The organism is Nostoc sp. ChiQUE02 (assembly GCF_034531305.2).
In the GTDB taxonomy this organism is placed as follows: domain Bacteria; phylum Cyanobacteriota; class Cyanobacteriia; order Cyanobacteriales; family Nostocaceae; genus Nostoc.
In genome coordinates, this window is record NZ_JAVRBN020000076.1 from 1 (window position 1) to 19,628 (window position 19,628).

The 19,628-nt window shown below is 39.4% G+C and carries 17 protein-coding genes and 3 pseudogenes; 9 read left to right on the forward strand and 11 right to left on the reverse strand.

The features are described 5' to 3' along the window. Positions 1 to 148 precede the first annotated feature (148 nt). The 6 genes from RM347_RS33425 (at position 149) to RM347_RS33450 (ending at position 6,763) form a co-directional block, all read left to right on the forward strand. Positions 149 to 1,141: a homogentisate phytyltransferase gene (locus RM347_RS33425; RefSeq protein ID WP_322716786.1), complete on the forward strand. Its 993-nt coding sequence runs from the start codon at positions 149 to 151 to the stop codon at positions 1,139 to 1,141. A gap of 3 nt (positions 1,142 to 1,144) precedes the next feature. Beyond that, entirely contained in the window at positions 1,145 to 1,618 is a 474-nt protein-coding gene (locus RM347_RS33430) for a tetratricopeptide repeat protein (RefSeq protein ID WP_322716785.1), read from the forward strand. A gap of 834 nt (positions 1,619 to 2,452) precedes the next feature. Continuing rightward, entirely contained in the window at positions 2,453 to 3,478 is a 1,026-nt protein-coding gene (locus RM347_RS33435) for a tetratricopeptide repeat protein (RefSeq protein WP_322716784.1), read from the forward strand. A 226-nt stretch (positions 3,479 to 3,704) separates the two neighbouring features. Beyond that, a complete protein-coding gene (gene cobA / locus RM347_RS33440) occupies positions 3,705 to 5,300 on the forward strand; it encodes a uroporphyrinogen-III C-methyltransferase (RefSeq protein ID WP_322716783.1) in 1,596 nt (531 codons plus the stop codon). 115 nt (positions 5,301 to 5,415) lie between these two features. Continuing rightward, positions 5,416 to 6,012, forward strand: coding sequence for a dephospho-CoA kinase (gene coaE, locus RM347_RS33445; protein WP_322716782.1), 597 nt, complete (start codon positions 5,416 to 5,418; stop codon positions 6,010 to 6,012). Positions 6,013 to 6,457: 445 nt separating this feature from the next. After that, complete coding sequence (locus RM347_RS33450; protein ID WP_322716781.1) at positions 6,458 to 6,763, forward strand: hypothetical protein; 306 nt, start codon at positions 6,458 to 6,460, stop codon at positions 6,761 to 6,763. An 80-nt stretch (positions 6,764 to 6,843) separates the two neighbouring features. Here RM347_RS33450 and RM347_RS33455 read toward each other — a convergent pair whose 3' ends face one another. From RM347_RS33455 to RM347_RS33505, 11 genes and pseudogenes are all read right to left on the reverse strand, one after another. Beyond that, positions 6,844 to 8,247: a hypothetical protein gene (locus RM347_RS33455; protein WP_322716780.1), complete on the reverse strand. Its 1,404-nt coding sequence runs from the start codon at positions 8,245 to 8,247 to the stop codon at positions 6,844 to 6,846. 399 nt (positions 8,248 to 8,646) lie between these two features. Then, positions 8,647 to 9,012, reverse strand: a complete 366-nt coding sequence (locus tag RM347_RS33460; RefSeq protein ID WP_322716779.1) for a DOPA 4,5-dioxygenase family protein — start codon at positions 9,010 to 9,012, stop codon at positions 8,647 to 8,649. 203 nt (positions 9,013 to 9,215) lie between these two features. Further along, a complete protein-coding gene (locus RM347_RS33465) occupies positions 9,216 to 9,752 on the reverse strand; it encodes a universal stress protein (protein WP_322716788.1) in 537 nt (178 codons plus the stop codon). Positions 9,753 to 10,311: 559 nt separating this feature from the next. Next, positions 10,312 to 10,452: a type II toxin-antitoxin system HicB family antitoxin gene (locus RM347_RS33470; protein ID WP_322716778.1), complete on the reverse strand. Its 141-nt coding sequence runs from the start codon at positions 10,450 to 10,452 to the stop codon at positions 10,312 to 10,314. A 49-nt stretch (positions 10,453 to 10,501) separates the two neighbouring features. Beyond that, complete coding sequence (locus RM347_RS33475; protein WP_322716777.1) at positions 10,502 to 10,732, reverse strand: type II toxin-antitoxin system MqsA family antitoxin; 231 nt, start codon at positions 10,730 to 10,732, stop codon at positions 10,502 to 10,504. A gap of 17 nt (positions 10,733 to 10,749) precedes the next feature. Then, positions 10,750 to 11,031: a DUF4258 domain-containing protein gene (locus RM347_RS33480; RefSeq protein WP_322716776.1), complete on the reverse strand. Its 282-nt coding sequence runs from the start codon at positions 11,029 to 11,031 to the stop codon at positions 10,750 to 10,752. Positions 11,032 to 11,159: 128 nt separating this feature from the next. Beyond that, complete coding sequence (locus tag RM347_RS33485) at positions 11,160 to 12,857, reverse strand: DUF262 domain-containing protein (protein WP_322716775.1); 1,698 nt, start codon at positions 12,855 to 12,857, stop codon at positions 11,160 to 11,162. Between the two features lie 159 nt (positions 12,858 to 13,016). Beyond that, positions 13,017 to 15,677 (reverse strand): bifunctional aconitate hydratase 2/2-methylisocitrate dehydratase, encoded by a 2,661-nt coding sequence (gene acnB / locus RM347_RS33490; protein ID WP_322716787.1) that lies wholly within the window; start codon positions 15,675 to 15,677, stop codon positions 13,017 to 13,019. Between the two features lie 287 nt (positions 15,678 to 15,964). Beyond that, positions 15,965 to 16,219: pseudogene (locus tag RM347_RS33495) on the reverse strand (DUF4351 domain-containing protein); the annotation flags it as partial. 12 nt (positions 16,220 to 16,231) lie between these two features. Beyond that, a pseudogene (locus RM347_RS33500) lies at positions 16,232 to 17,128 on the reverse strand (DUF4351 domain-containing protein). Positions 17,129 to 17,315: 187 nt separating this feature from the next. Continuing rightward, a complete protein-coding gene (locus RM347_RS33505) occupies positions 17,316 to 17,711 on the reverse strand; it encodes a hypothetical protein (RefSeq protein WP_322716773.1) in 396 nt (131 codons plus the stop codon). 862 nt (positions 17,712 to 18,573) lie between these two features. Here RM347_RS33505 and RM347_RS33510 point away from each other — a divergent pair. The 3 genes and pseudogenes from RM347_RS33510 to RM347_RS33520 all read left to right on the forward strand — a co-directional run. Next, on the forward strand, positions 18,574 to 18,912 hold the full coding sequence (locus tag RM347_RS33510; RefSeq protein WP_322716772.1) for a type II toxin-antitoxin system RelE/ParE family toxin: 339 nt from the start codon (positions 18,574 to 18,576) through the stop codon (positions 18,910 to 18,912). Beyond that, a complete protein-coding gene (locus tag RM347_RS33515) occupies positions 18,905 to 19,198 on the forward strand; it encodes a DNA-binding protein (protein ID WP_322716771.1) in 294 nt (97 codons plus the stop codon). Before RM347_RS33510 ends, RM347_RS33515 begins: the two co-directional genes overlap by 8 nt. A 299-nt stretch (positions 19,199 to 19,497) precedes the next feature. Then, a pseudogene (locus tag RM347_RS33520) lies at positions 19,498 to 19,628 on the forward strand (RNA-guided endonuclease TnpB family protein); the annotation flags it as partial.

The window sequence follows — 19,628 nt, forward strand, 5'->3', positions numbered from 1 at the left end:
ATAGGAGTGTTGGGTTTCGTTCCTCAACCCAACCTACAAATTTTTTTGCAACAATTTAGCCTTGCCACGCCACTACGAAAATACAGTTAATGACCAAATTCTGTGACAATGATTAACAACAAGCCAGAATACTGTATCTAAGCTACTCATGAGCCAGAGTTCTCAAAACAGCCCTTTACCAGACAAACCTATTCCATCATCCTTCAATTGGTTATACGCTTTCTGGAAATTCTCTCGCCCTCACACGATTATTGGTACAAGTCTGAGTGTTTTGGGTTTATATTTAATTGCCATTGCCATTAGTAATCATACTGTTTCCCTATTCCCTACTCCCCACTCCCATTCGACTACGCTCACGGCAAGCCTACTCCCTGTTTTCGGCGCATGGATTTCTTGTCTGTGTGGTAATGTCTACATTGTGGGGCTGAATCAATTAGAAGATGTTGAAATTGACAAGATTAATAAGCCTCATTTACCCCTAGCATCTGGTGAATTTTCCCAGCAAACTGGGCAATTAATTGTTGCTTTGACTGGGATTTTGGCGCTAGTTGTGGCGTGGCTAACTGGACCGTTCTTATTTGGTATGGTGGCGATTAGTTTGGCTATTGGTACTGCTTATTCTTTACCGCCAATTCGCCTGAAACAGTTTCCCTTTTGGGCCGCGCTGTGTATTTTTTCGGTGCGCGGTACGATTGTTAACTTAGGGCTATATCTGCACTACAGTTGGGCGTTGCAACAAAGCCAAACAATTCCGCCTGTGGTGTGGGTGCTGACGTTATTTATTTTGGTGTTTACCTTTGCGATCGCCATTTTTAAAGATATTCCGGATATGGAAGGCGATCGCCTCTACAATATTACTACTTTCACGATCCAACTCGGCCCGCAAGCTGTGTTCAATCTGGCTCTTTGGGTAATAACTACCTGCTATCTGGGGATAATTCTGGTTGGGGTACTACGCGTCGCCTCAGTTAACCCCATATTCCTGGTAGTCGCTCATTTGGGGCTATTGGTTTGGCTATGGTTGCGGAGTTTGACGGTAGACTTACAAGATAAAAGTGCGATCGCTCAATTCTACCAATTTATCTGGAAACTCTTTTTTATGGAATATCTGATTTTTCCTATCGCCTGTCTTTTGGCTTAGACAATGCTAGAAACCTTTCCCACTAGTTCGATTATCGCTGCTGTTGTAGTTATTCTCAGTCTATCAATCCTTGGTTATTTCGCTTGGAAAACCTTGATTACCTCAGACTTGTTTCAAAAAGGAATCAATCTTGCTCAAGCAAAAGATTACCAAGGTGCAGAAGCAGCCTTTCGCAAAGTGATTTCCCTCAACTCTACTAATGATGTGGTGCGCTTGTTTTTGGGAGATGTTTTAAACCAGCAAGGTCGAGTAGAAGAAGCAACAGAATTATTCCGAGAAGTAATTCGCCGCAGTCCGAAAAATCCTGATGCTTACTTGCGTCTGGCGAATATTCTCATGCAGCAAGAGCGAGAAGAAGAAGCTAAAACTAACCTGCTACAAGCTAAAGATTTATTACAAAAACAGCGCCAACCTGAAAAAGCTAAAAAAATCACTCAACTGTTAGATAAAATGAGTGCTAAGTCAAGTGAATCTTAAGTAGAGTAAGAATTGTGGAGATTAAATTTTCCTGTTCTGTCTCCTAATTTTTTACCATTCCCATCATTACGGTGAGAGTGGTTTTTATTTTGAAATTTATCAATGTTTGCTGTAATTATGTCCGCAATTTTCGCAAGTTTGACTGCTACCTTCGTAGCCCTGACAATTACAATCTGATGCGCTACAAGCTCCATAGCCACAAGGAATTGATTTATGGTTTAGAGGATAAAATTTGGGGAATTTTAAAACCTTGTCTTTTTGCAAAACATCTAAGAAACTAACAGCTTTTTTTTTGTAAACATATATTATAGTCTCCTTAAGGAGTACAAGAATTAGACACACAGTATCAGTAATATTTTAGTACTAGAATAGGATCAAGCGAGGACAGAGATTTAGTAGTAGATTTTATAATATAAAAAAATCAAATGTTTATGTCAGACATAATATCAGAATTGTAGACTAACTTTTTTACATCAGGATCATTTATTCCACATGACACTGCTATCTATGGCAAACAAATTTAGTTTGATTACACATATTATCTGACTCGTTCATTGCACTAGCTTATTATTCGATTCCAACTACACTATTTTACTTTGTTCGTAAAACGACTTTTTATTCTTAATAAAAAACTATCTATTGTGTACAAATGGACACTTCTATGAGAGTACACTTGTATCAAGTTAGGTTAATCACTTATAATTCCTGCTAGAACCCCACCAAAGCTGCACTTTTGTTCCCTTTAGAGCAAGCTGGGAGGGGCTGGGGTGTTTTGATGATGGCAATTAGCCGAACTTGATATTATATGTAAACCAAGCAGATAAGGTAATAAAAATGCTGAAAAAAAATAATCTACTGGTAGCAGCTATTATCTGCTTGTGTTTGAGTAGTGGGAATACTGCGTTTGGTAAAGATATTGGCGTTGTTTTATCAAAAATTCCAGACTCAAGTCAAGCAGCACTTCCTCAGAACAAAAGGGCAGTTGCTAACTTTGAGCAAGGAAGCAATCTTCAAAGACAAGGAGATTTAAAAGGAGCAGAAGCGGCTTTTCGGAGAGCAATTGAACTAGAACCAAAATTTGTGCAAGCTTATATTGCTTTGGGAAAGACTCTCGACGATCAAGGTAAACCACAAGAAGCGATCGCACAATACAATCAAGCCATCAGCCTCGATCCTAAGTATCCTCAGGCTCACTTTTACTTAGGAAATGCTCTGTACACTCAAGGTAAATTAGAAGAAGCGATCGCACAATACAATACAGCCATTAGCTTCGATCCCAAGTATGCAGACGCTCACTATTACTTAGGGAACGCCTTGTACGCTCAAGGAAAACCAACAGAAGCAGTTGCCGAATATACAGCAGCTATTGGCTTCGATCCGAAAAATCCAGCAGGTTATAACGCCTTGGGAAATGCTCTGTATGCTCAAGGCCAACTAGAAGAAGCGATCGCCCAATACAAAAAAGCCATAAATTTCGATGCCAAGTATGCAGACGCTCACTATAATTTAGCAAGTGCTTTATACGCTCAAGACAAGCTAGCAGAAGCAGTTGCCGAATATACCCAAGCGATTCGCCTTGATCCGAAACATGCACAAGCTTATACGGGTTTGGGAAATGCGATGGACGATCAAGGCAAGCCACAAGAAGCGATCGCACATTACAAAAAAGCCATTAGCCTCGTACCCAACGATGCTTATGCTTACTATAATCTGGCCATCACTCTGGGAAGGGAACAACAGATAGAAGAAGCGATTTTCAATTTCAAAAAAGCCAGAGAGTTATTCCAAGTAGAGGAAAACAAGGAGATGGTTGAGCAAGTTGATCAGCTAATCCAAAAAATTAATACGCGAATAAATTGAATAAAGGGCATGGGGCATGGGAAAGAGGCAGGGGAGCAGGGAGCAGGTGGGCAAGGGGGAGAATAAAAAATTATCTCTTTCTCCTCTGCTCTGTGTCCCTCTGCCTCTTCCCGCTTCCCACTCCAATTCAAGACGCTGGAAAGAATAACTCTTGATTCTTAACTCTTGACTCTTAACAACCCTAACGAGTTAACTTTAAATTGTGCTGACTTACTAAATCAAAGCAATGACTCAAGAAAGGGGCAAAGTCTACCTCGTAGGTGCTGGGCCTGGAGATGTGGCATACCTAACAGTAAAAGCTTACAATCTCTTAGCTACGGCTCAGGTATTAGTCTACGATGCTTTAGTAGATGCTCAATTATTGCAGTGCGTACCAGATGATTGCCTGAAGTTGGATGTCGGCAAACGCGGTGGCAAACCCAGTACAACCCAAGCAGAGATTAACAAGTTACTGGTAAAGCATTCCCAGCACGGAAAACAAGTCGTACGGCTCAAATCAGGCGATCCGTTGATTTTTGGGCGTTGCACTTCCGAAATTGAAGCGTTGAAAGCATCTGGTTGTGATTTTGAACTGGTACCAGGAATTTCCTCAGCCCTTGCAGCACCTTTGTTGGCAGGAATTCCCTTGACAGATCCGGTTTTAAGCCGGTGTTTTGCAGTATTTACAGCTCATGAACCAGAGGTTTTAGACTGGGAGGCACTGTCACGCTTAGAGACACTGGTAATTTTGATGGGAGGGCAACATCTGCCAGAGATTGTAGATCAACTGGTGCGACACGGGCGATCGCACTTAACACCCATTGCCATCATCCGTTGGGCAGGAACTCCCGATCAACAAATTTGGACAGCGCAACTGGGCAATATTCTAGAACAAACCACCGAATCATCCCTTTCTCCAGCGGTAATTGTGATTGGCGAAGTTGTTGGGCTACGGAAGTACTTACAACCTGAGAAAATAGATTGTCAGGATTCGACTACAGCCAAAACTTCTAGCCCCCCTGTTATGTCAAGCAACTTGCTCCTATCTTCCCTTCCCCTTACTGGTAAAACTATCTTGGTGACACGTTCAGTTGGCCAGTCGAGTCAATTTAGCGATCGCCTCATGGCATTAGGTGCAACAGTCATCGAAATGCCTACCTTAGAAATCGGCCCGCCTTCGAGTTGGGAAGCTTTGGATGATGCGATCGCTCATTTATCTGACTTCGACTGGTTAATTCTCACTTCTACCAATGGCATAGACTACTTTTTTGAAAGGCTAACTGTCCAAGGTAAAGATACCCGTGCCTTAGCTGGCGTCAAAATTGCCGTCGTTGGCGAGAAAACATCTCAAAGTCTCAAACAACGCTCTCTCCAAGCAGATTTTATTCCCCCGAACTTTGTTGCCGATTCTTTAGTGGAAAGTTTCCCAGATAAACTGGATGGTAAAAAGGTTTTATTTCCCAGAGTTGAAAGCGGCGGAAGAGAAATTTTAGTTAAGGAATTAACTCTCAAGGGAGCAAAGGTGATGGAAGTTGCCGCATATCAATCTTGTTGTCCTAGTGGTATTCCACCTGCGGCAAAATTAGCTCTCCAAAACCGTAAGGTAGATGTGATTACCTTTGCCAGCTCTAAAACTGTGCAATTTTTCTGTCAACTTAGTAACAATATATTTTTCAACAACTCTGATGCTAGCCAATTCTTAGAAGGAGTTTGTATTGCCTCTATCGGCCCCCAAACCTCCAAAACTTGTCATGCTTTATTCGGACGTGTCGATGTAGAAGCTGAAGAATATACTTTAGATGGTTTAACCCAAGCACTGATCAGATGGGCAACCAATTCTTAGATGAGGGAGCAGAGGAGGTAGAGGAGGGCGGGAGAATAACTCTTGACTAATAACTAATGACTAATACTTCTCTACGAGAGGCTGCGCCAACGGCTTCACTCAGTACAAGTGACTAATGACAAAACGTATAATCGGCTTAACTGGCGGTATTGCCACAGGCAAAACCACTGTCACCAATTATTTAGCTAGCGCTTATAACCTGCCGATTTTGGATGCAGATATTTATGCTAGAGAGGCAGTATCTTTAGGTTCGCCGATTCTGGGTGCGATCGCTCAACGTTACGGTGAACAAATTTTACTACCAGATGGCAGCCTCAACCGCCAAAAGCTAGGCGAAATTATCTTTAATCGTCAAGATGAACGCAACTGGATAGACAATTTGATTCATCCTGATGTGCGCGATCGCTTTCTCAAAGCAATAGCCCAGTCCTCCTCACAAACACTGGTGTTAGTAGTGCCTCTATTATTTGAAGCTGGGATGACTGATTTGGTTACAGAAATCTGGGTAGTGCATTGTTCCCAAGAGCAACAACTACAAAGATTGATACAACGAAACCATTTAAATAGAGAACAGGCACAAGCTCGGATCAACAGCCAATTATCTATCGAAGAAAAAGTGGCTCATGCAGATGTCGTTTTAGATAACTCTTCCACCTCAAAAGTGCTACTGAAACAGGTAGATGTAGCCCTAAAAACGGTGAGTAGGGACTAAAGTCTATTTATTTTAAAAAAGATATAGTAACAACATTTTAAGACATAAAAGTTTTATAAATTAATCTTCTCTATTTAAGCAAAAAAAACTCAAATCTGACCAAATCTTGTCCAATAATTAGGTGATTTTACAGTTGAATCTGCGGTTAATAGTACTGTAAATTTAAATTAATAGTAAAGCAATAGCTGCTATTACCTCTGGTGTTGTATGAGATACTTAAGATTAAAGGTAATAAGGTAATAAACTAGTTAATAATATTAACAATAGTGAATTTTTACCTGATATATAGCATCACAATGGCATCAAGAGTTTATTTTACAGGAAATAAATTTAGTATAAATTAAACATTGATATCTCAGAATTAAGTCTTAAAATAACTAAGTTTTGAATTATTAATCATATTTTCCAACTATTTTTAAGTGCCTTCTCTTCAATCAGAACTGGTATGAATTTAAGTTTCAGTTTTTTAAATAAATTAGCTCTGGTTAGTTCTCCAGCTAATCCATTAAAACAAAAGAATAAAATCCATGATTACAGCCAACAAGTTTGGGGAAGTGACTACGTATTTGAGCGGATCAATGAAGGAATGATTGGGTACATGACTGGAGTAGGGAGAGGCATCAAACCCTGCGATCGCATTATTTTACGACAAGGTTGTGAATCTTATCAATATCAAGTTGAAGAAATTGATTATTACTCAGATCCATCTGATATGTGGATAGCTTTACTTAAGCAAGTACTGATTGACTAAATCTTAAAGTCAATCAGTTGCTTGAATTTCATAGGTGAAGATTTTCATTCTCTTACTAGAGAATAAGAGAAAATATATATCTATTTTAAATTGATCAAAAAATGAGCTATTAAAGTATTCCTTTCGTAGGATAGCAAGTAAAGATGCAAAAGATTTGGGTTATCTTTATCAAGGTGCATCACTGAACCATCAACTGCTAAATGGTGATGATCTATCCAACGCTCCTGTGAATCTAGTAAAAAACTGAAGTAGGGGCTGACATCTGGATGATTTTTCGTTAATTCATCATAGCTTTGATAAAAAGGAGGTATCCCAATTCCCATCGGCATATATAAGCCTTTAGGATAGTCTTCCATAGACAATTGAGGAAGGGTTTTCAGATTAATGCCACTGATGAATAATCTATTTTGTTCACCAGTCTTGGTATCTGTAAATCCTAGCTCAATTTCCTGTAAATTTTGTTCAACGCCAATCGGTTTAATGTTCCTTAAAATAGCTTTATCAAATTTGCCTATTCTCCAGTATTGATTTCCCCAAGGCTTATTTTGATCGTAAAATCCTGGTGGGCGAAAACTTGCAAATTTGATTTCATTTTTAGTGTTGAAAAAATCTTTCCAAGTTGTGATGTTTGACGCAAGTGTAGTTCTAACTTTTCTACTTTGCTCTCCCGATACAATTATCTTTTCATCAAGAGGGAACTGAGTAGCAACTTCTTTTTGGTCAATTACATTTCTCAGAAGATTAGTCTTTATTATTGTGCCACTTGGATCTTGCCAGTGTTCTAATCTCCACCAATGCTGCCAATAAGAAATATTATTAATATTTTCAAAAATATTTTTGTAATGTCCCATCGGGAAAGTAAACCAACTTTGATAATAAAGGGATTTATTACCATCATCTTTAGTGAAAAGTAAAATTTCCCAAAATCCTGCATTTAAGCAATTATTAGCCAAAGCGACCTCTACGAGGTTTTGCTTTTCAAAACCGTCTCCTCCAACAATTTCTATATTTGTTGAATTAGCAGGAAAACTAATCTGTTGTCTGTTCCACTCCCGGTCTGTAAAAGCGATTATTTCTAAACCTCGATCTTTTTTAACCCATTCGGGTGCTTTCGGGACTAATAACTCTAAATCAACATTTTTTATAACTATTTTTGCCGTGTTTTTGTCTGCTGGTTCCAGCACGAAATCGAAATGTGTATTATCTCTCTTAATAAGTATTAGTTTTCTATGAGAATATCTTTGAAAGTTTTTGCCTAAAGGCGCGGGATTGGCTGGATAATCAACATTAGATAATTCTTGTAGTTTTACACTCATCTGATTATCAAATTTATATCTGGATTTAAACCAAAAACCACCCAAACCCAGCAAACCAAGGCATACAATAAGGGTACTAAATAAAACCTGTTTCTTCGTGACTCTGAAATTAACTTTGCCAAATCGGGAAATTCCTGCAACTTTTTCCTTCGCAGAGATGTTTTTCATCGGACAAATTTCTTTTTATGAAAATGTTGATTAACAGCATAACATTCTGTAAAACGGATTCCTGATTTCTATAGTCAAAGTTCATGTTAATAAAAATTAATCTGGAATTAAGGGGTTTAATACCAATTCCCTGCGGATGTTGAATGCTACGTCTCTCTTAGAAAATTGCTCCTCTTGTAGTCTTCCCAAGAGGAGCAATTTTCCGCTAGACTTAGCTTAAGTTTCAGTCAGCTTCTAAGCTTGAGTTTATCCATTTTTCCTTTCTTGCGATGCTTACAGCAAGTCGCTAAAAGCGTCTACGCATAGGCTTAAACCTTTATTTATTAAGACATTAGACTTTTTCAATTTCACCAGAATTAGTCACAATAGAAGAAGTTTCACGCCCCAGGGCTACTTTCCTTAATTGGATAAAGTCGAATTAAGCTGTCGAAGAAACTGAATATTCAAATCTAGCTTTTCTCCTAACCATAGGGAATGAACTGCATGGTCTGCTACAGCATCGCCTGTCTCAGGGTGGACAAGAATATCCAATCCCTCACGATTGAGCATTAACCAGGGAACAACTTTATCAAACTGATTCGGTAAGAAAGCAACTTGATACATCGCTTTTGGATGAGGCCCGATAGGCTTGTCAAACCAGCGTCCAAGTTGCACGTCAAACCTAGCGCCCAATCCCTCACGTACACGCGCAGCTGCATCCCGACTGGCGGGATCGAAGTAAACATGAGCATGAAAACCAGCGATCTCGACAGTATCTTCTTTCATAGATCCACTTTTCGCTCTCAACTCTAATTTTGGATAGCAGACTTTTCCTTTCTGACTGAAAAAGTGATGTCTACGACGGGCTACGCTCAATTTTAGCCCAATACCGTGCAGTTAAGGAGTGGTTGTGGACATTGAGGGAAGTAGGTAGGTGAGAATAAACCAAATTCAGAGTTTGGCCGTTCAGATTTATACAATGTTAGTAATTAGTTAAAGCTGATAGTGCTTGTAGTTTCTTTGACAGCTTCATCTGTTTTAGAAGCAACTGAAAGATGCACAACATGCACCGAACAAGGAGAATGGTGAAGAACGTAGTTACTCACACTACCGAGAAATAGTTCCGTCAACCCAGAACGACCCCGACGTCCCATAACAATTAGGTCAGCGCCACAACTATGAGCTAAATCACAAATGATGCGACCAGGATTACCAATATTTTGTGTAAATCCGGTAGTTACACCTGCTGTGTTAGCTTGGGCACAGAAAGATTGCAACATCTGGATTCCTTTATTTTTAAAGGTATCCCACTGCTTTTGGTATAACTCAAAGCTTTGACTGCTGAATCCCGGATAGTAGTCCATATTAGACAGCATAGGTACGTAAGGACTACCCTCTTCTTCGGGAGATAAGACATGCAGTAGCATTAAGCTAGCTTGTGTTAACTTTGCTAAACCCAACGCTTCTTCAAAAACCTGTTGCCCTATTAGGGAACGATCTAATGCAACTAGAATCTTTTTAAACATCATATAGACCTCCGATTTTATTGGTAATTGGTCTTTACGGTTTCGGGTTTCCAAATGCTAGATTGTCAAAAATGACCAAACCCTCAACTATGTTTAGCAAGTTTTGAATTTTAACTTTCTTAAAGGATTTCGCCCTATATTTATGTTTATAGCAAAAAAATTTGAGGAACTTGTGAAGAAAGCAAGCATTTATCTTTGATTATCAGGGAGCATCCCGTTTTGGAAAAAACATCTTTGGACTCTCAACCTAATTTCCTTTCTCAAAGTTGGGAGAGGGACTTTGAAGCTGGTTTCCCCTTCTGGCAAGTTTACCAGAAGGCGCTAGGGATGAGGACGAATACGTGCTCTTAGTTAATTTGCTGTAGTAGTTAACAATCGCGCTTGAGGAATGAGGGGTGCGATCGCAACACAATTGCAGATACAATTATCAGTCTGTTGGAACGCTTAGGGTTAAAACTTTTATCACTTTGCCTGGTTCAGTGTCTTCCACTCTCAAAAACTCATGTAGTTCTTTGATAGTGAGTGAAGCATGGTAAATATTAGGTTCGATTTTATAGACTCACAAAAAAGAGGCGATCGCTTCTTTAAGTTGCTTGATTGCTGCTTCTTGATTTATTCCTTGTCCTACCAGTCCATTTTCTAAACATAAAGCAACCCAATAACCCGCACTCTTTCGCAAAACTGTTGTGTAGAAGTCCATAAATGTGTATTAGTAGATAGCTCAAGCAATATTTAATTTTGGCAATTATTCATGATCCAAAACTAGCCACTTCTACAGGGCGTTCAACAGCTAATTTTTTACGGTTAGTTTTGATTTGTTCAATTTTGTGAAGAGTTTCAGCAGTTAAATAACTTTCGCCGCAATGAGTACAGGTTATCACTGGAATGTTTTCTATTACTAGCAGGTCTTTACCCTTACCATAGGTTCTAGTAATTTGGCGGATTTTGACATCTTCACTTCCACAAATATCACACAGCATTTGCCGCTTTCCTGGTATTAGGGTATGTATACAGTAATGATAACAAGTTTTCCAGTTAGACTTAGCTTGGCAATTATTTCGACTTCCCCTGCATCAAGAGTTAAACCTCTGATGCGATATTTAGATTCTGCTGTCACTTTATCTTTTTGACGTTCCAGTATTTCGCCTGTGAGGATACCTTGTTCAATGTCATAGATTGTTAGATTGTCATCGCTCATTTCTTCTTCTGCGTGTAGCGTCATTAAATACTGACGAGAAGAAACTTTATCCTGCATTCGTTGCAAAATTTCATCGAACAAGGTGGTAGTCTCAGACGAAGTTAGACTTTAACAGTTTACAGCGATCGCATCCCTAATTTACCAGGTGCGATCGCAAGTCTATGAAGGACTTAACCAAGTGTTGGTATTCTTTGAATGAAATACTCTTTTTATCTAGGCCAGACTTTAATAGCTATATCAGCTAAGTATTCTGCACGCTTTTTGATTGCTTCTTCATTCCAAACATTTATTTGTCTCAAATAATGATTTAAAGACAAATTGCTAGTATTGAAATATACTAGCTTTCTTGAAAAAGGTTTATTACCCATCTCAGAGTTATATCCTGTTAATGTGAGGTTACCTAACGTATGTAGCCATTTTTTCTGAACAGAAGCATGATTTACCCCTAACATTGTTTTCCATTCTTTATTTAATGTCTGGGGCATGATATGTTCAACAGTTAAACTCTCTGACTTAACTTTTTCTTTAGTAAGAGATGACTCTAGACTCTCTAAAAGAAGCTTCGCTCTATCACTTAAACTTGTAGTGTATACACCCTTGGTAATAATCCCATCACGCAATGCATCATCATCAGGCCAAACTTTGCTCTTATCATAACCCTTCAAGACTTGTTGTAATCCATCAACCACATCACTAGGATTTACTTTCTGGACTTCAGAGTACAAAGCATTGAAAACTGATCCTAAAGTTTTGGTGGAAATTCCAGCAAATAAACGACGTACAAAATAAGACTCTAGATAACGCAAAATTTCTTCAAACTTCTCAAGCGATAAGCGTTCCTCTTCATACTCGTGATAAACATTGAGTAGGAATATATGACAAGTTGTAAAGTCTAGCCTTTTTAATCGCTGGAAGCAATATCTTAATTTAATCTCTGGTTCTTGCTCACAAAAATTCAGACGCTGGTAATACTTGGCAAACTGTATAAGGTTTTGTAGCTCAGACTTTACACCAATCTCTGACTTATCAAAGCGTTTTTTGATATTTTTGTAAATTTCTTTTTGGTTAACTGCTTCACCATCTTTACGTAGATAAAACCAAAATGCATTTGTTAATTCGTCTGAATACACTTTTTGGCTAACACTAGATTTATAACTTTCTACAAAAGGTAACCATTCATTCTCATATATCTCTTCTCGCTCTTCATGCGGCAACCTCATAAATATATAGTTACGAACCAAGTCTACCTGAGTTAGTTCTTCTCCCTTATTATTTAAACTTTCAAAAATAAGATATGGGTTATCGTTTGCATCAGAAGTTATATTTACTATAACTAATTGCTCTAATATAATTTTTTTCAATTTTGTTAAATCAAGAGGTATATCTTGCTCAGGGACAGATTCTTTCAGCCGTTTATCAAAAAAATTATAAGCTTCATTTATTTGTCCTGACTGCGATTCTGGATTTTTGGTTTTAGCTGTTTTAGCTTCAACTATATTTTTATATGCATCACGATCATTTTGAGTAGGTAATACTTTAAAGTAATCGTCATTTTTATGATATTTGTTAATTAAATAAAATTCATATATCTGTTCAGACATCTGTTTATCATCTTTTTTAAGATGATTTCGTAATGCTGCTAAGAGAATACTAAGGGTGGTAAGACGTTGTTGCCCATCTATTACAACATATGGAGTGATGCCGTCAGCTGTTCCTAATTCAGCTTGTGTGACTATGGGACCAAGAAAATAAGAACCTTGTACTTCATCATTGTAGAGACTCATCAAATCTTCCCAAAGAGTCTTCCAATTTTCCTGTTTCCAAGAGTAAGGTCGTTGAAACAGAGGTATTTGAAACTGTTTACCACCTTCTAGCAAGTTACGAAGAGTCGTTTCTGAGGCTTTCATTTTGAGTTTAGTATAAATTGGGCTATTTTAACAAAAAAATCGTAATTATACTTAAAATATATTTATTTGTGATAATTAGCAAAAAAGCCCGTGTAGGCGGGCTTCATAAGTATAGTCTCAAGCTTTAAGCTGTGGGCACTTAAGAGAAATTATTATTACCTACCTCGCCGCAGTCGGCATACCCAAAATATCCTCAAGCCTCGGCATATCTTCCAACGCAATCACTCGCCCTTCATCCTCAAAACCGGCAATTTGATCAAAGTTCAAATACCGATACAAATCATCTGCAAAAGGATGAATTCGACTCGCCACAATATCCAAGTATTCCTGCACTGTCGGAAGCCGTCCCAGCAGCGCACAAACTGCGGCTAATTCTGCTGAACCAAGGTACACTCGCGCATCTTTACCCATGCGATTATTAAAGTTGCGGGTAGAGGTAGAAAATACTGTTGTCCCATCAGCAACTCGCGCCTGATTACCCATACACAAACTGCATCCTGGCATTTCTGTACGCGCACCCGCAGCGCCAAACACGCTGTATACACCTTCTTCTTTTAATTGGTGTTCATCCATGCGGGTTGGTGGTGCTATCCACAAGCGAGTTTTTACTTCACCTGCGCCTTCCAAAACTTTCGCTGTTGCCCGATAATGACCGATATTCGTCATACAAGAACCGACAAATACTTCTTGCACTGGATCATTAGCAACTTCCGATAATAACTTAACATTATCGGGGTCATTGGGAGCAGCAACAATTGGCTCTTTGATTTCGTTCAAATCAATTTCAATTATTTCGGCATACTCAGCATCAGTATCGCCTTCTAATAACACCGGATTTGCTAACCATTCTTCCATCTTTGCCACACGGCGCAGCATGGTACGCGGATCGTGATAGCCTCGTGCTATCATATTTTTCAGCAACGCTACGTTAGAACGCAGATATTCAGAAATTGTCTCTACACTCAGCTTAATTGTGCATCCGGCACAAGAACGTTCGGCACTTGCATCGGTGAGTTCAAAGGCTTGTTCAACTTTTAAATCTGGCAAACCTTCTATTTCCAAAATTCGCCCGGAGAAGACATTTTTCTTGTTCTGCTTCTCTGCTGTCAACAAACCTTTTTGAATTGCTACGTAGGGTATGGCATTCACGACATCGCGGAGGGTAATACCTGGTTGCAATTCTCCTTTAAATCTTACCAAAACTGACTCTGGCATATCTAAAGGCATGACACCCAAGGCGGCTGCAAAAGCGACTAATCCAGAACCGGCGGGGAAGGAAATACCCAAGGGGAAGCGGGTGTGAGAGTCGCCGCCAGTTCCTACGGTGTCGGGTAACAGCATCCGGTTTAACCAGGAGTGGATGATACCATCACCGGGACGGAGGGCGACACCGCCACGAGAAGCAAAGAAATCGGGGAGTTCGTGATGGGTTTGGATATCTACTGGTTTGGGATAAGCTGCTGTGTGGCAAAAACTTTGTATCACTAAGTCTGCACTGAAACCAAGACAGGCGAGTTCTTTTAATTCGTCGCGGGTCATGGGGCCTGTGGTATCTTGAGAACCAACGGTGGTAATGATGGGTTCGCAGGATGTGCCGGGACGCACACCAGGTAATCCGCAAGCTTTACCTACCATTTTCTGTGCTAGGCTGTAGCCTTTGCCTGTATCAAAGGCTTGCTGGGGACGGGTGAAAACGGTGCTGTGTTCTAAACCAAGTGCAAGACGAGTTTTATCGGTAAGGGTACGTCCGATAAGTAGGGGGATGCGTCCACCTGCGCGGACTTCATCGAGGATGGTGTCAGGTTTGAGGGCAAAGGTGGAAATGACTTCGCCTGCTTCGTTGGTGATTTCGCCTTTGTAGGGATGGATGGTAATTACCATACCAGTTTCGAGTTTGGTGACATCGCACTGAATAGGCAAAGCACCGGCATCTTCTGCTGTGTTAAAGAAGATTGGCGCGATCGCACCACCTAAAACATAACCCCCGGCGCGTTTGTTTGGCACAAAAGGTATATCATTTCCCATGTGCCACAATACTGAGTTTATGGCAGATTTACGCGAGGAACCTGTACCAACTACATCCCCCACGTAAGCTACAGGATGCCCTTTTTTCTTCAGTTCGGTAATGGTTGCCAAGCTTCCTGGTTGCCGTGACTCTAACATCACTAAGGCGTGTAAGGGAATATCTGGGCGAGTTGTGGCACTTTGGGCGGGGGATAAATCGTCGGTATTGGTTTCGCCAGGGACTTTAAAAACAGTGACAGTAATCGCTTCTGGAACTGTGGGACGAATGGTAAACCATTCAGCTTCCGCCCAAGAGTCAATCACCAGTTTGGCGAAAGGATTGGTTTTAGATAACTCTAAAACATCGTGGTAAGCGTCATATACCAAGAGGATTTTGCTTAAGGCGTTGGCGGCATAGGCGGCGATGGGTTCCTTTCCTTGTCCGCCCATTACCAGAGGTGTTTCGGATGAGTCTGAGAGGGATACAGTGGGAAATTGCAGCAAATCGATTAAAGATTGCACATTGTAACCACCTACCATCGTGCCCAGCAATTGCACCGCTTCTATGCGCGAAATCAAGGGACTGGTGATTTCCTTTTTGGCAATCGCGGTGAGAAATCCAGCTTTGACATAAGCTGCTGGATCAACACCAGGAGAAACGCGATCGCGCAATAAATGTAATAATATCTCCTCTTGACCCTTTGGCGGATTTTTCAGTAATTCACATAATTCTGAGGCTTGCTTCGCATCCAATGGTAAAGGAGGAATACCGAGTGCTGCTCTTTCAGCAACGTGTTTACGATATTGTTCTAGCATTTTTATGTTCTCCATTGGGATGTTCTATCTTTAATTATGAAATATTTTTAGTCAATACTTGGCTATAAAAGTTTAGCTTACTTTTATGATGAAAGCCTTACTGGTAATCGGTTGTTTGCAGTTTTTTTATACTGAAAGTTTAAAAAGTATTGGGCGAATAGAATTAGCTACTACACAAACAAAGTCCACCTCCGTGGAATAAGAGGAAATCAAGGATTTTTAACCCACGGAGGTGGGTTTTGTCTGTATAGCCGCGACTTCTAGTCGCCAGGTGTAGTAATAATGAATTAGATTGATTGTTGGTTTAACCAAGTTTCTAAATCAGCAACACTAGAAAAGTCTAGCAATGCCTCTCCTAAATTCTCTAATTGTTCGAGTGATAAGCTTTTAATTTGCTCGATTAATGACGTATCAATTTCACCAATACGGCGATTGGGTAAGCGTAGAACTAAACGTTGTTTTCCTTGTTTATTTCCTTCCTGTATAGCTTGTTCTCTGTCTCTTTGATAAAGTGGTTCTAATCGCATAATTAACTCTTTATCAATCGAAAGGAATTAGATTGATTGTTGGTTTAACCAAGTTTCTAAATCAGCAACACTAGAAAAGTCTAGCAATGCTTCTCCTAAATTCTCTAATTTTTCGAGCGATAAGCCTTGAATCCGCTCGATTAATGACGTATCAATCTCACCAATACGGCGATTGAGTAAGCGTAAAACTAGACGTTGTTCTCCTTGTTTATTTCCTTCCTGTATAGCTTGTTCTCTGTCTCTTTGATAAAGTGGTTCTAGTCGCATAATTAACTCCCGGTCATCTGCTTCTAATTCTTGATTTACTCTCAAGTTTTCGCGCAAGTTGTAAACTAATTCAAGAGTTGCTTTTTGGTATGGATGATCTAATGGTAACGCTTGCAACTCGATAATCGCTTGTGACTGCACGCTTCCCCTACCTAAAAGCCTTAACCATAATGTTTCCTGTGTTTGGGGTAGTTGGTGTATCGCTATAATTGCTGTTCGCAAAGCATCTGGCAGAAAATGCACTCCTGATAACCAACCTGCTTTTTGCATAGTTCCAAAGCTAGACAATCTAGTTTCAGATATGGTTGGTGTAAAAACCCACAATTTGGGAATTCCTGAGTCCTGAAGTTTGATTTTATTGGCTTTAGCTTCTCGTCGCAGGAGAGCCTTGATTTCTAATAATTTTAGAATACAGTCGCAGATTTAATCGGTAGAAGCTGGATTGCGGTATGGTTCTATAATTGCAGGATTTTCAGCAAGTCTTCCTAGCAAACCTAGTATTTGTATATTAGAGCTTTGTTGTTTGGCAGGAGTAAATAAAACATCTATTTCTTTAATCTCTCCTGAGACTTTTTCTGATGCTTTGACTTCTCCGTAATCTTTTAGTAGTTCTTCTAGATAGTCTTTGGCGAATTTATCATGAATAAACCTGGTCATTCAATTTTAATATTTTGGAAGTTTTGGGTTAATGTATTATTATATAGCAGCCCTGAATTATTCGTGATGAAATAGATCCCCGACTTCTTTGAGAAATCGGGGATCTGGACACCTTGAATTTTACAGATATCATTCTAAAAAAGTTAAAAGCAGATTCTATAAGCCTTTTGACTTCCGCCTTGCGGTACTAGGCGGTTATTGCATTTTCATCTGATGTTTTATCTGTGTTAGATTTCAAGCGTGTCAATCTGCTTTTACGGATACGTTCGCTGTCTCGAACGCCGCCTGCAAGTTCATATTCATTGCTGTTTTTGCCGTACTTGAAACCAACCCCCATCAGCATTTTGTCTGAAACCTGACTTAAGGTTTTTTCCATCTCATCCAGCTTTTTTCTAGAAGAGTCAATCATAGCTATAGCAGCGTTATAATCATCAAGCACATTGTGAAAATTGTCTATTAATTGAGTCAGATTTTGCAAGTTGTGAGTATCATCAAAATTGATCTTTGGATCGATAGCTTTCAGTCCGGCAACTCTAAACTCAGCTTTTTCTAGAATTCGGGAACTACGTTTTCTTCGAGTCATAATTTTACACTTTTAAAAGCTTTACAGAGCTATTTTGTCTCAATTAAGCTGGATTCTGGTTCAGCAAAAAGCGCATTTTTCGTAGCAAAAATTTTTATTTATGTCCGTGATTTCTCGGATTTTAATCATTAAAAGTCGATTTTTAGCCAAATAATATTATGTTTAATCAATAGACAATAGGGCACAGCAATGCTGTGCCCCTACAAATGGTCTGTATTCTATGTCAACTGTGATCGCTGTAACTTTAAGGCTTAATGTTGTAACCTTAAGGCTTAATGTTCTAGCTCTTTGGCTTAATGTTGTAACCTTAAGGCTTAATGTTATAACCTAAAGCCTTAATGTTGTAACCTTAAGGCTTTATGTTCTAGCTCTTTGGCTTAATGCTGTAACTTTAAGAGTCAACCTTATAACATTGATGACTAAAGTTTGTTGGTGAGTGCATTATAGCAAGGGTGGTATTTTAACGATTTTTTTCATCGGAGTTATGTTGATTCTACCGTGCATACTGAATAAATCTTTAAAAATATCTGAAAGCCTTAAATGTTACAGTTTACAAGTCTCGATGCGAGAAAAGAGACACCCTCCCCTCAAAATATTAACCCTGTAATAAAAAAACAAAAATGGGAGGTGTCCTCCAGGGGAAGAGGTATCATAAGTAACTTCCGAGGAATCTGAAATCCATTCTACGCGATCGCGCATATTTATAGTAAGCAAATTTAACTAATATATTTGGGTATTGTATAGTAGAATTACTCACCATAGCTGCAAAATCAGCCTTAAATCATATTGTTGCAGCAACGGGCGCGATCGCATTCTGCACTGATCAATGATAATGCGATCGCGCATTTGAGAAAATTTCAATATGGAAGTTCAACCAAAAGAAATCAGAAATTATTTAAGATTTGATGGTATAGATATTTTTTCTGAGTGGTTTGACTCTCTGCGGGATAGAAAAGCAAAGGCTAAAATCAGAGCAAGGCTTGACCGAGTAGAGGAGGGTAATTTAGGTGATTGTAAATCAGTTGGTGATGGTGTTTTTGAACTCAGAATAGACTATGATTCTGGCTACCGCATATACTTTGGGCAGGAAGGGTCAACAATTATCATTCTTTTGTGTGGTGGCGATAAAAGCACTCAAGATAAAGATATTGCTAAAGCCAAGGAATATTGGAAAGACTATAGGAGTAGAGATGATGCCTAAAAGTACAAGCTATCATGAAAAACTGATTCAAGACTTAAAAAATCCACTAGAAGCAGCAGTTTATATCGAAGTTGTTTTAGAAGAAAGCGATCCGAAAATGTTAAGTAAGGCGTTGAAAAATGTCATAGAAGCGCATGGTGGAGTTGATCGGTTTTCTGCACAAGTCAAGGAACTCTACAATAAACTTGACCAGATGCTATTAGATAAAGGCGAAATTGAGTTTTACACTCTAAATTTTTTGTTGGATGCTTTAGGGTTACATTTGGCTGTAACAGTAAAGCCATAATTCATAATTCGCAATTCGCAATTCGCAATGGCACTCTCTACGAGACGCTAAAAGCGTAGCTTGCTTCCCCGTAGGGGTACGCGGACTCGCTCTAAGCGTTGGCGCAGCCTCTCGTAGAGAAGTATTAGTCATTAGTTATTAGTCAAGAGTTATGAGCCGTGAAGCGTAAAGCCCCCGTCATTCATGCGGGGGATATAAGCGAATGGCTGAATTTATTCAGTCGTCAAGATTGTATAAAGTTTTTCAACCTTCCTAATATCTTATACCAAGCATAGTAGTATAAGGTAGGAGGTAAAAAGATGCTAGTTTTTGAGTTCAAAGCTTATGGAAAGTTAGCGCAATTAGTTGCGATAGATGATGCAATTCGGACTGCAAAGTTCATTCGTAATAGTTGTATTCGGCTATGGATCGACGTTAAAGGTATAGGTAA

Bases quoted from the DNA above. Each gene is read 5' to 3' on its own strand.
- RM347_RS33455 (WP_322716780.1), bottom strand. From the start codon at position 8,247: ATGAAAAACATCTCTGCGAAGGAAAAAGTTGCAGGAATTTCCCGATTT.
- RM347_RS33450 (WP_322716781.1), top strand. From the start codon at position 6,458: ATGAATTTAAGTTTCAGTTTTTTAAATAAATTAGCTCTGGTTAGTTCT.
- RM347_RS33425 (WP_322716786.1), top strand. From the start codon at position 149: ATGAGCCAGAGTTCTCAAAACAGCCCTTTACCAGACAAACCTATTCCA.
- RM347_RS33470 (WP_322716778.1), bottom strand. From the start codon at position 10,452: ATGGACTTCTACACAACAGTTTTGCGAAAGAGTGCGGGTTATTGGGTT.
- RM347_RS33515 (WP_322716771.1), top strand. From the start codon at position 18,905: ATGCCTAAAAGTACAAGCTATCATGAAAAACTGATTCAAGACTTAAAA.
- RM347_RS33435 (WP_322716784.1), top strand. From the start codon at position 2,453: ATGCTGAAAAAAAATAATCTACTGGTAGCAGCTATTATCTGCTTGTGT.
- RM347_RS33430 (WP_322716785.1), top strand. From the start codon at position 1,145: ATGCTAGAAACCTTTCCCACTAGTTCGATTATCGCTGCTGTTGTAGTT.
- RM347_RS33475 (WP_322716777.1), bottom strand. From the start codon at position 10,732: ATGCTGTGTGATATTTGTGGAAGTGAAGATGTCAAAATCCGCCAAATT.
- RM347_RS33485 (WP_322716775.1), bottom strand. From the start codon at position 12,857: ATGAAAGCCTCAGAAACGACTCTTCGTAACTTGCTAGAAGGTGGTAAA.
- RM347_RS33505 (WP_322716773.1), bottom strand. From the start codon at position 17,711: ATGACTCGAAGAAAACGTAGTTCCCGAATTCTAGAAAAAGCTGAGTTT.
- acnB (WP_322716787.1), bottom strand. From the start codon at position 15,677: ATGCTAGAACAATATCGTAAACACGTTGCTGAAAGAGCAGCACTCGGT.
- RM347_RS33460 (WP_322716779.1), bottom strand. From the start codon at position 9,012: ATGAAAGAAGATACTGTCGAGATCGCTGGTTTTCATGCTCATGTTTAC.
- coaE (WP_322716782.1), top strand. From the start codon at position 5,416: ATGACAAAACGTATAATCGGCTTAACTGGCGGTATTGCCACAGGCAAA.
- RM347_RS33510 (WP_322716772.1), top strand. From the start codon at position 18,574: ATGGAAGTTCAACCAAAAGAAATCAGAAATTATTTAAGATTTGATGGT.
- RM347_RS33465 (WP_322716788.1), bottom strand. From the start codon at position 9,752: ATGTTTAAAAAGATTCTAGTTGCATTAGATCGTTCCCTAATAGGGCAA.
- cobA (WP_322716783.1), top strand. From the start codon at position 3,705: ATGACTCAAGAAAGGGGCAAAGTCTACCTCGTAGGTGCTGGGCCTGGA.